Source organism: Archangium sp. (assembly GCF_036389735.1).
GTDB lineage: Bacteria > Myxococcota > Myxococcia > Myxococcales > Myxococcaceae > Archangium.
In genome coordinates this window covers 1-10065 of sequence record NZ_DASVWK010000537.1, presented here as the reverse complement: position 1 = coordinate 10065, position 10065 = coordinate 1, and the positions used below count along the sequence as shown (strand labels likewise).

At 70.6% G+C, this 10065-nt stretch carries 9 protein-coding genes and 3 pseudogenes; 2 read left to right on the top strand and 10 right to left on the bottom strand.

The window, feature by feature from the left end; all coding sequences use genetic code 11:
- Nucleotides 1-403: pseudogene (locus VF794_RS18835) on the top strand (hypothetical protein); the annotation flags it as partial.
- Between the two features lie 36 nt (nucleotides 404-439).
- Here the strand turns inward: VF794_RS18835 and VF794_RS18830 are convergent.
- Together VF794_RS18830 and VF794_RS18825 are read right to left on the bottom strand one after the other, a co-directional pair.
- Complete coding sequence (locus VF794_RS18830; protein ID WP_331112328.1) at nucleotides 440-1591, bottom strand: RtcB family protein; 1152 nt, start codon at nucleotides 1589-1591, stop codon at nucleotides 440-442.
- Nucleotides 1588-1971 (bottom strand): ribosome-binding factor A, encoded by a 384-nt coding sequence (locus VF794_RS18825; RefSeq protein ID WP_331112326.1) that lies wholly within the window; start codon nucleotides 1969-1971, stop codon nucleotides 1588-1590. Before VF794_RS18825 ends, VF794_RS18830 begins: the two co-directional genes overlap by 4 nt.
- Before the next feature lie 295 nt (nucleotides 1972-2266).
- On the opposite strand from VF794_RS18825, the pseudogene msrB reads away from it, so the two are divergent.
- Nucleotides 2267-2680 (top strand): annotated as a pseudogene (msrB, locus tag VF794_RS18820) (peptide-methionine (R)-S-oxide reductase MsrB); the annotation flags it as partial.
- A gap of 16 nt (nucleotides 2681-2696) precedes the next feature.
- On the opposite strand, the gene VF794_RS18815 reads toward msrB, so the two are convergent.
- From VF794_RS18815 to VF794_RS18780, 8 genes and pseudogenes are all read right to left on the bottom strand, one after another.
- Nucleotides 2697-3587 (bottom strand): site-specific DNA-methyltransferase, encoded by an 891-nt coding sequence (locus VF794_RS18815; RefSeq protein ID WP_331112324.1) that lies wholly within the window; start codon nucleotides 3585-3587, stop codon nucleotides 2697-2699.
- 288 nt (nucleotides 3588-3875) lie between these two features.
- Nucleotides 3876-4094, bottom strand: a pseudogene (gene rpmE, locus VF794_RS18810) (50S ribosomal protein L31); the annotation flags it as partial.
- A 124-nt stretch (nucleotides 4095-4218) separates the two neighbouring features.
- Complete coding sequence (locus VF794_RS18805; protein ID WP_331112322.1) at nucleotides 4219-5130, bottom strand: 5'-nucleotidase; 912 nt, start codon at nucleotides 5128-5130, stop codon at nucleotides 4219-4221.
- 72 nt (nucleotides 5131-5202) lie between these two features.
- Entirely contained in the window at nucleotides 5203-5337 is a 135-nt protein-coding gene (locus VF794_RS18800; RefSeq protein ID WP_331112320.1) for a hypothetical protein, read from the bottom strand.
- Nucleotides 5337-6197, bottom strand: a complete 861-nt coding sequence (locus VF794_RS18795; RefSeq protein ID WP_331112318.1) for a tetratricopeptide repeat protein — start codon at nucleotides 6195-6197, stop codon at nucleotides 5337-5339. The genes VF794_RS18800 and VF794_RS18795 overlap by 1 nt, the downstream gene beginning before the upstream one ends.
- A gap of 77 nt (nucleotides 6198-6274) precedes the next feature.
- Nucleotides 6275-7489, bottom strand: a complete 1215-nt coding sequence (locus tag VF794_RS18790) for a CheR family methyltransferase (protein WP_331112316.1) — start codon at nucleotides 7487-7489, stop codon at nucleotides 6275-6277.
- Between the two features lie 72 nt (nucleotides 7490-7561).
- A complete protein-coding gene (gene cheB / locus VF794_RS18785) occupies nucleotides 7562-8620 on the bottom strand; it encodes a chemotaxis-specific protein-glutamate methyltransferase CheB (RefSeq protein ID WP_331112314.1) in 1059 nt (352 codons plus the stop codon).
- Between the two features lie 69 nt (nucleotides 8621-8689).
- Nucleotides 8690-10065 (bottom strand): hybrid sensor histidine kinase/response regulator (locus tag VF794_RS18780; protein WP_331112312.1); only part of this gene is annotated, 1376 nt, incomplete at its 5' end.

Genomic DNA, 10065 nt, shown 5'->3' with positions numbered 1-10065 from the left:
CTCGGCCCGCGGCGCCACCCCGGTGGCGGGCGTGCGGGCCCTGTTCCCCCTGTTCTGGTCGATGGGACTCTCCGTCGGCTACACGCATGCCCTGGGCAATCCCCTCTCGGGAGGACGTGGGGCGGCCTGGTCCCTGGCGCTGCTCTCCCCTCCTCTGCTGACGGCGCGGCTGGGCTACTCGGGAGGGCTCGACCTGCGCGCCACGGCGGGCGCGGGGCTGTTCTCCCAGGACGGGAGGCGGCACCCGGAGCTCCCGGTCGGCCTGCGCGTCACCACGTTGCTCAGCCGGAGGATCTCCCTCAGCGCGGAGGCGCAGTACCGGGCCTTCGCGCCTTCCACGTCCCCCTGGGCGCAAGGCGTCACCTTCACCCTCGGAACCGGCTTCTCCTGGGGCGACAGGTAGAGGGCGGCGGCCTCCACGCTCCGCCGCCCCCCTGACTCAGCCCTTGAGCACGGCGATGGGCGTGAGCCGCAGGACGGGCGTCACGAGCTCCGCCTCGTCCTCCAGCACCTCCGCGATGTCGCGGTAGGCGGCTGGGGCCTCCTCCACCAGGGCCCGCGCCCGACCGTGGTCGAACACCACCCGGCGCAGCGCGTGCTCCAGGGCCTCCGGGCGGATGCGTGCCCGGGCCTCGCCGCGAGTCAGCACCCGCCCCGCCCCGTGTGAGCAGGAGCCGAAGGCGCGCGGCGCTCCCCTCCCCTCCACCAGGTACGAGGCCGTCCCCATGGAGCCGGGGATGATGCCCGTCTGTCCGGGCGCCAGCCCCACCGCGCCCTTGCGGTGGACGAGCAGCACACGGCCCAGGTGCGTCTCCTCCGCCACGTGGTTGTGGTGCACGTCCACGCCCGGCTCCGGCTCGCACCCGAGCGCCTCGACCAGCACCTCCACCGCACGGGCGGCGAGGGCCTCGCGGTTGGCGCGGGCGAAGCGGCAGGCCCACTCAATGTCCGCGAGGCAGGCCGCACCCTCGGGAGTATCGGTGCGCAGGCCCGGCAGCGAGCCCTCTCCTCGCTCGGTGGCCACGCGCAGGTGGTGCGCGGCGATGGCCCCGCCAAGCCCTCGGGAGCCCGAGTGGATGAGCAGCCACAGGTCTCCCCCCGCGTCCCGGTCCAGCTCCAGGAAGTGGTTGCCTCCCCCGAGCGTGGCGAGGTGTCTGGGCGCGAGGCGCTCGCAGTCCCGCTGGAGCCGATGGGTGGAGAGGCTCGCGGCCTGGAGCCCGGGCGGCAGGGGCAGGCCCGCCCCCCGGTGGACGGCATCCCCCACTGGCACCCGACGGGCCAGGGTCGCCAGCAGCCCCTCGAGGTCCGCCCGTCCGAGCGACGCGGCCGGGAAGGCGAAGCGGTGCGCACTCACACCGCACCCGAGGTCCCCGCCGAGCGCGCCCGGGACGACGGTGCGCTCGGTGGCGAAGACGGTGCCCACGGCCACGCCCTGGGAGACGTGGACGTCCGGCATCGCCGCCACGTGCTCCACCACGTAGGGCTGGCTGGCGAGGTGCTGGAGCTGCTTCACCGCGCCCGGGGGGACTTCGCGCGCCCAGGCGAGGATGGGGAGCGCCCCCGGCGGGCTCTCGAGCACCCGGGGCATCATGACTCACCCCCTTCCTCGTCGGGAGCCGCCAGACGCGGCGCCACGCCCACGCAGACGAAGCGCAGGTTGGGCACGCGCTTGAGGTCGAGGCCGAGCGCGAGCTGCGAGCGGATGAAACCACTCGCGCGTTCGAGGGCCTCCTCCACCGGAGCGGGTCCGGACTCCTGGCGCTCGGGAGGGAGGGTGAAGCCGATACGGGCCTGGCGGCCGTCCGGGGACAACTCGAGCATCGTCACCACGACGCCCTCGAGCAGCGGGTCGGACAGCTCACCTCGGAACAGGAGGGAGACTTCTTCGAACAGCGTGGACTGGAGACGCAGATGACGCGCCGAAATGGTCGCGCCTTCGGATGAAGACGAACGGCGATGTTTGGAGCTCATGGAGCGAACGGTTCCCTGTCAGGAGAAGACGAGGCTCCACACCGGCGCTCGGGCGCCAGGGTCAGCGAATCCGTTCTAACGAGGAGACGGAGCGCGCCCGGTCACACGTGCGGGGGCGTGGAGAGACCTGGAGACACCGTTTTGGACACGTCCCATGGCACACCTCCCGCCGCGCAAGGTGAAACCGCGCGCGCTTCGCGCCCAGCATGGGCACGCGTACACCATGTGTCAATCCCAGGTCCTCCGCCTCTCGGAACGATTGCCCACCGAGGGTGACGGAACGCAGGATGACGCCATGGTCGACAAACTGATCCTCAGTGACGAGGAGTGGAGCAAGCGCCTGACACCCGAGGAGTACCAGGTGCTGCGGCACCATGGCACCGAGCGGCCCGGGAGCGGCTGCTTCCTCGGGACGAAGACGCCCGGCACGTACGTCTGCGCCGGCTGCGGCAACCCGCTGTTCAAGTCCGGCCAGAAGTTCGAGTCCGGCACCGGCTGGCCCTCCTTCACGCAGCCCATCCAGAAGGACGCGGTGACGGAGTACCAGGATGTCTCGTACGGGATGCTCCGCACCGAGGTGCGCTGCGGCCGGTGTGATGGGCACCTGGGACACGTCTTCCCGGATGGTCCGCCGCCCACGGGGCTGCGCTACTGCATGAACTCGGTGGCGATGAAGCACGTGCCAGAAGGCCAGCCCTTCCAGCTCGTCACGAAGGGAGGGGCGACTACCGCCGCGCGGCGCGCTCGACCTCGGTCAGGCGCTTCTTCGACAGCTCCAGGTACTTCTCGTCCATGTCGATGCCCACGTAGCGCCGGCCCAGCTTCAGCGACGCCACACCCGTGGTGCCACTGCCGTTGAACGGGTCCAGGATCAGCGCGTCCTCGGGGGTGCTCGCCTCGATGACGCGCTCGAGCAGCGACACCGGCTTCTGCGTGGGGTGGCTGCCGTGCGCCTTCTCCTCCCGGCGCGGCGCCGTCATCGTCCACACCCGGCCGGACTCGTCCGCCGTCAACTCCTCGTCGCCCGTGCGCGGCAGCGCCCACACGTCGCGCATCTGCTTGCCACCGTTCTCCGCCTTCATCTTGGCGTAGTTGAACGTGTGCTGGAGCTTCGCGGCCGGCTTGGGCGAGGCCCAGATGAGCAGCTCGGAGGAGTGCGTGAAGTAGCGGCACGCCAGGTTGGGGCTGGCGTTGGGCTTGTACCAGGTGACGGTGTTGAGCAGCTTGTAGCCGAGCTTCTGCATCGCGAAGCCGACCGAGAAGATGACGTGCTGCGTGCCGCTCACCCAGATGGTGCCGGTGGGCTTGAGCACGCGCTGGCAGGCCTTGAGCCACGCGCTGGTGAAGGCATGGTCCTCCTCCACGCCGCGCGACACGTCCCAGCCGCCCTTGTTCACCGCGGCGCGCTTGCCGTTCTTGCAGGTGAAGCCGCCGTTGGAGAGGAAGTACGGCGGATCTGCGAAGACCATGTCGAACGTACCCGGCTCGAACTGCTCGAGCAGCGCCAGGCTGTCGCCCTGGTACAGGCGGTACGCGTCGCTCTTGGCGAAAAGGCTCTCGCGCAGCGAGGGCTGCTGAACAAGCTTCAGGGCAGGAGCTGCGGCTTCCGAGGACATCTCGCCTCCGTCAGGGGTCGTCGTGACGGGCGGGAATGTGCGGGCAACACCCAACTACGTCCAATTTCTGGTCTGTAGCACCCTGAAACTTGACGCGAAACGCGAGCCCCCGAAACGCCGCGAGCACGGTGGGAGTGCCTCGGGTGGAGGCCCTCCGGCACCGTGCTCGGCGGGTACGACGAAGCCGTGCGGAAGAGACTACGCCTTGGCGTTCTTGGCGGTCTTCTTCGCGGCGGGGGCGGCGGCAGGGGCGGCCGCGGCGGGAGCGGCACCCTCGGCGGGGGCAGCGGCGCCCTCACCGGCGGCGGGCTTGGTCCCGTACTTCTTGCGGAACTTCTCCACGCGACCGGCGGTGTCGAGCAGCTTGTACTTGCCGGTGAAGAAGGGGTGGCAGTTCGAGCAGACTTCCACCGCGAACGAGCCGCGCGTGGACTTGGTCTCGACGACGTTGCCGCAGGCACAGGTGATGCGCGAGGCCGGATAGACCGGATGCATGTCAGACTTCATTTGAACGGCTCCATTGCGCCTTGCCCCCACTCCGAGGTGGGAGGTCTGGCGTTCTAGGGTAGGCCGGCGCTTATAACGGTGCGCCGGCCCCGGCACAAGGGCCGCGACCGGGCCCCATCCAGGACTAATGAGATGCGGAACCGGGGGGTTCGATTCGCTCCACGCGCTTCTTCAGCTCCGGATCGTCCCCTACCTCGGGCCCCAGGGAGGTGTACGAGAGGCGGTGCGAGCGCCCGAGCCCCTCCGTGCGCCCTCCCGTTTGCGCCAGCAGCGCCTTGCGGCGGGACTCGAAGCTGGCCACGGCCTCTCCCAGCGCCGCGCGAGCCGACTCGTCCTTGAGGGTGGCCAGACGCTCCTTGGCCTGACGGATGTTGGTGTCGAGGATCCGCACCTGCTCCTTCGCACGCTCGGTCTCGGTGAGGTCCACGAAGGGCCCCTTGCCCTCCATGCTGAGCTCCAGGCGGGCGAGCTGCCGTCCGCGCTCTCCCGGGGGGATGAGGGTGGCGTAGTCGTTGCGCTGCGCCACGCCCGCGCTCCGGCCCTCGTGGGACTGCACGATGAAGTCCATGGAGTTGCCCGCCTCCTTGGAGAGCTTGAGGGCCTCCATGTAGGGCACCGCGGCGAGCACCACCACCACGTCCACCTTCTCCTTCTCGCGCAGACGGCGGGCCTCGGTGATCGCCGCCGGCACCGGAGGCTGGCCCACCACGCCCTGCTGCGTGGCCACCGGACCTTCGGGAGACAGGCCCACGAGGCCGAACTTCACCCCGCCCACCGTCACCACCGTGGAGGCCGGGAAGAGCCGCTTGCCCCCCGCGTCCACGAGGTTGGCGGAGAGGAGCTTCAGCTTCTTCTCGCCCTTGCCCGCCTTCGTGAGGAAGTCCGTCCCGAGCGTCAGATCGCGCGCACCCACGGCCATGGCCTCGGTGCCCATCGCGCTCATCTGCTCGAGCAACAGCTCGGCGCGCTCCCGTTCCTGGGGAGCACCCGGCGTGGACGACTTGAAGAGCGCGTTGCCCGCATCGAGCACCAGCACCGGCACACCCGTCGCGCGCTCCCGCGAGAGGGCCGTCTTTCGTCTGGCCAGACCGCCAGACGGGGAGTGGCGTCAACCACAGGGGGCGATTTCGCCCCCATTGTCTCCGGTGAAGAGGAGCACCACCTGCTTGGGCGCCGCCACCGCCATCAGCGGCGTCAGCAGCAGCACGAGCATGGCCAACAGCGCCGGACCTGGCCGTCTCATCACTTGTTCCCCTTCTTCGGAGCCGCCCTCTTCGCCTTGTCCAGCTCGGAGAGCCGGCTCTTGGCCGTCTTCGCCGCCTCGGACTTCGGGAAGCTCTTGACGAGCTCCTCGAGCGCCAGCCGAGACTCCTCCTGCATCTTCAGCTTCTTGAAGCACTCCGAGGAGCGCAGGTACGCGTTCGGCGTGGACTCCGCCTTCGGGTACTCCTGGAGCAGCTTGCCGTACTCGAAGAGGGCCTCGCGGCACTTCTCCTCGGAGAAGTACGTCTCGCCCAGGCCGAAGTGGGCCTCGGCGGCCAGCGCGTCCTTCGGCCACTTCTTGAGGAACTCCGAGTAGAGCTGCCGGGCCAGCACCACGTCCCCCGCCCTGGCCTTCTCCTGGGCCAGCGCGAGGAACTCCTTCTTGTCCGTGGGACGCTTCAGCTCCTCGGCCTTCTTGCGGGCCTCGGCCTCCTTCAGGGCCTCGTCGCCCTTGAGCGCCAGCAGCCGCTTGTCGGTCTCCTCGCTCGTCCTGGCGAGCGCCGACTCCAGCTCACCAATCTTGTAGAGGTACGTCTCCACCTGGCCCCGGAGCTGGGACAGGTCCTCCACCGTCTTCTGGAGCTGGATGCCGATGTCCGCGCCCGTGCGGCGCGAGGCGGAGTCCAGGCTCTGGAGAGCCTTGGAGACCTCGGCGACCTTCTGGTCGATGAGCGGCAGCGTAGCGTCGAGCTGTGCGCGCGTCTGCTTCAGCTCCGCCTGGAGCTGCGCCTGGGTGGTGTCGATCTTCTCGAGTCGGGCCTCCAGCGCTCGCCCGCGATCCGCGGGGTAGAAGCAGCCGGACAGCGCCAGCGGGAGGGCGATCAGAGCAAGCCTTCGCATAGGGGGTGGCATCTTAAGGGCAAACCCCTGGTGCCGCGCGGGCTTCTTCGCGGCGCCAGGGGACGCCTGCCTGCTCATCAACGCTGCGGGAAGGGACCCCCGGTGCGCTCCACCCGCTCGACGGCGCGCACGCAGGCCACCAGGAGCCGGGCGTTGTTGAGGAAGAAGGGCGTGGCGCGAGCCCTCCCCTCCTCCAGCGAGCGCAGGGCGCGCCGATACTCCTCGGCGGCCTCGGCCAGTGCGCCCCGCTGCTCCAGCACCAGCCCCAACAGGTAGCGAGCCGCCGCCAGATCCGGATCCAATACGAGGCAGCTCCGCAGCGTGTCCGCCGTCTGGGGACTCGCCTCGCCTCCGCCGGCCCACTCCAGCGCCTGGGCGAAGAGGGCATCCGCCTCCAAATGCGGACCGGACGGCTGGACCGGAGCCGGGGGCTCCGGCGGCTTCGTGGCGCCCACGGCCGGGAAGCGCCCGGAGATCGGGGACTCCGGCGCCTTCGCGGGGGCCACCGCCGGCAGGCCCGTGGCGCTCGGGGTCTTCAGGGCTCCCTCCTGCGCGCGGGCATAGAAGAAGGCCTGGTCACAGCGCACGGTGCGCAGCACGGGCGGGGCCCGCAGCAGCGGCTCGGCGGCGGAGAGCATCAACATCCCCTCGGGCGCGAGCCGCCCGGCCAGCGTCACCACCACCTTCTCGAAGGACTCGGGAGTGAAATAGATGAGGACGTTGCGGCAGGCGATGACGTCGAAGCCCTGCCCCTCCTCCGCCCTGGGGTACGGCATGTCCATCAGGTTGTGGCAGAGGAAGCGGGCCCGCTCCTTGAGGTGCCCCACCAGGGTGAAGCGCCCCAGGCCCGCGGGCACGAACCAGCGGTCCCGCACCATCGGGGGCACCCGCTGCATCTGCTCCGAGGTGAAGCACAGCTCCCGCGCCTTCGCGATGGCCGTCTCCGAGATGTCCGTGCCCAGCACCGTGCTGCCGGGATCCGCGCCCAGCTCCGCGAGCATCACCAGCAGCGTGGCCACCTCCTCGCCGGTGGCGCAGCCCGCGCTCCACAGCCGCAGCGGCCGGTGCATCCTCGCCACCATCGGCTCCAGCACGTGCGTGCGCAGCGCCGACAGTTGCGACTCGTCCCGGAAGAGCTCCGTCTTCTGCACGGAGATGGCGTCGATGAGCTCGGCCAGGTCCGCGGCGCCCGCGGGCGACTGCAGGTGCAGCAGGAAGTACACGCTCGGCCCGCCCGGCCGCGCCGCCAGCTTCTCGTCGATCCGGCGGCACTGCAGGTCGCTCAAGGCCATGCCCGTCCGCCGTGCCAAGAGGGCATGGATGGGCCCATAGCCCAGCGGGAGCGAGGGAGGCGCCACCGGGGATCAGCGCCCCACGGCGAGGGACTCACCACGGGCCAGACGCACCAGCGTCCCCGCGATGTCGTCGCCGTGGACGAGATGGTCCGCGGCCTTGCGTGCCACCGCCGCGCCCGGCATCCCGAAGACCACGCAGGACTCCTCGTTCTGCGCGAGTGTCAGGCCTCCGGCCTGCTTGATGGCGAGCATGCCGTCCGCCCCGTCCTCGCCCATGCCGGTGAGGATGAGGCCCAGGGTGCGCCGCCCATACGCCTTGGCCGCGCTCTCCAGCAGCACCGTCCCCGAGGGCATGTGCCCGTCGCGCTCCACGCCCGAGCGCAGCGCCACCCGGCCCCGGAAGGGGATGTGCATGTGCTGCCCCGGCGGGGCGATCAGCACGTTGCCCGGCAGCAACTGCTCGCCATCTTGCGCCAGCCGCACCTTCAGCTTCGAGGAGTTGGCCAACCAGCCCGCGAGCGAGTCGGAGAAGGCCGCGTTGATGTGCTGCACGATGACGATGGGCGTGGGGAAGTCCGCCGGCAGCTCCGAGAGCATGCGGAACAGCACCTGCGGGCCACCGGTGGAACTGGCCACCGCCAGCACCCCGTAGGGCATGCCCACCACCGGGGCCGGTGCCGTTCCGCTGCCCGGCAGCGGCGGCCGGCGCTTGCTGTGGATGTGCCGGATGACCCGCACCGAGGACAGCAGCTTCACCTCGCGCGACAGGTTCCACGCCTCCAGCCCGGCGTCGATGGAGGGCTTGATCTGCAGCGCCAGCGCGCCCAGTTCCAGCGCCCGGCACGTGAGCTCCGGGGCCTGCTGCCGGGGGTCCGCGGTCAGCATCAGGATGGGCGTGGGCACCTCGGACATGATGTGCTCCACGGCCGTGAGCCCGTCCATCACGGGCATCTCCACGTCCATGGTGATGACCTGTGGGCGCAGCTCCTTGGCGGCCTCGAGGGCCTCCTTGCCGTTGGCACAGGTCCCGACCACATCCAGGTCCGGGTCCCGGCTCAGTGCTTCACAGATAAGCTGGCGGCAGATGTGCGAGTCGTCGACGACCAGCACCGAAACTTTCTTGCCCATGTGGCTTCCATACCCCGTGCGCGACCCCTGGAGTATACCCAATGTGGCCGTATGTCCCTCAGGTGCTCGTCACCCGAGGAGCCGGCCCACCACATCCACCAGATCCTGACGCACCAGGTCACCCTTGGTGATGTAGCCGTTGGCCCCGGCGGCCAGCCCACGCTGCCGGTCCTCCTCGCCTCCACGCGTGGTGAGAATGACCACCGGGAGGACCTTGTGGGTGGGATGCGCCTTGAGGCGGCGGGTGAGCTCCAGACCGTCCACCCGGGGCATCTCCAGGTCGCTGCACACCAGATCCACCTTGGTGTTGGCGAGCATGTCCAGGGCCTCCATGCCATCGGCGGCCATTACAACGTCGTAACCCACGGCCTCCAGCAGCGAGCCAATCAGCTCGCGGGTGAGGGGGGAGTCGTCCACCACCAGGATGCGGCGGCGGGGGGCGGGAGGGAAACGGGCGGAGCTGGAGGCGCGATGGACCCGGAGGCCGGCGGAGCCCTGGGCACTGGCGATGAGGTGGGCCGCCGACAGCACCATGGCGAGCCGGCCATCCGCCAGGGTGGTGGCGCCGGTGAGGTGCGGAAACCGGGCCATCAAGCCCTTCAGCGGAAGGATGGCCTGGACGCGTTCCTCCAGCGCCCGATCCACGGCCAGCGCGGCCACGGCCCCCTGGCTGCGTACCACCAGGACCAGCGCGCCCTCGTCCACCACCTGATCCGGGCACAGCCCCAGCAGGGCGCCCAGCGAGGCGAAGGGCATGGGCTGCCCGTCCACTTCCAGCACCGCCCGCCCGGCCACCTCCTTGAGCTGCGAGGCCTCCACCTTCACCGCCCGCGAGACATGGACGGCGCTCAGGCAGAGCGTCTCCTCGCCCACCTTCACGAAGAGCAGCGGGGCCACGGTGAGGGACACCGGCACCCGCAGCTCGAAGCGCGTACCCCGGCCCGGCGAGGACTCCACCGACACGTCTCCACCCAGCGCCCGCAGCGAGCTGCGCACCGCGTCCAGCCCCACGCCGCGCCCGGAGATGTCCGTGGCCACCTCGCGCGAGGTGAAGCCGGAGAGGAAGATGAGCTCGCGCGCGCCCTGGTCCGACAGCGCCGCCGCCGAGGCCTCGTCCAGGAAGCCCTTGCGCACCGCGGCCCGGCGCAACAGCGCGGGCTCCAACCCCACCCCGTCGTCCTCCACCCGCAGCAGCAGCCGGTTGCCGTCGCGCGCGGCGCCCAGCGTCAGCTTCCCGCGCGGGTGCTTGCCCGAGGCCACCCGGTCCACCCGCGACTCCAGGCCATGGTCCAGCGCGTTGCGCACCAGGTGCAGCAACGGATCCCTCAGCGCCTCCACCACGGCGCGGTCGGCGCGGGTGTCCTCGCCGTCCACCACCAGCTCCACTTCCTTGCCCAGCTCGCGCGCCAGGTCCCGCACCATGCGCGGGTAGGGCTCGAAGAGGA

Coding starts and splice junctions, on each gene's coding strand:
- VF794_RS18830 (WP_331112328.1), bottom strand. CDS start 1,591: ATGATGCCCCGGGTGCTCGAGAGCCCGCCGGGGGCGCTCCCCATCCTC.
- VF794_RS18825 (WP_331112326.1), bottom strand. CDS start 1,971: ATGAGCTCCAAACATCGCCGTTCGTCTTCATCCGAAGGCGCGACCATT.
- VF794_RS18815 (WP_331112324.1), bottom strand. CDS start 3,587: ATGTCCTCGGAAGCCGCAGCTCCTGCCCTGAAGCTTGTTCAGCAGCCC.
- VF794_RS18800 (WP_331112320.1), bottom strand. CDS start 5,337: ATGAGACGGCCAGGTCCGGCGCTGTTGGCCATGCTCGTGCTGCTGCTG.
- VF794_RS18795 (WP_331112318.1), bottom strand. CDS start 6,197: ATGCGAAGGCTTGCTCTGATCGCCCTCCCGCTGGCGCTGTCCGGCTGC.
- VF794_RS18790 (WP_331112316.1), bottom strand. CDS start 7,489: ATGGCCTTGAGCGACCTGCAGTGCCGCCGGATCGACGAGAAGCTGGCG.
- cheB (WP_331112314.1), bottom strand. CDS start 8,620: ATGGGCAAGAAAGTTTCGGTGCTGGTCGTCGACGACTCGCACATCTGC.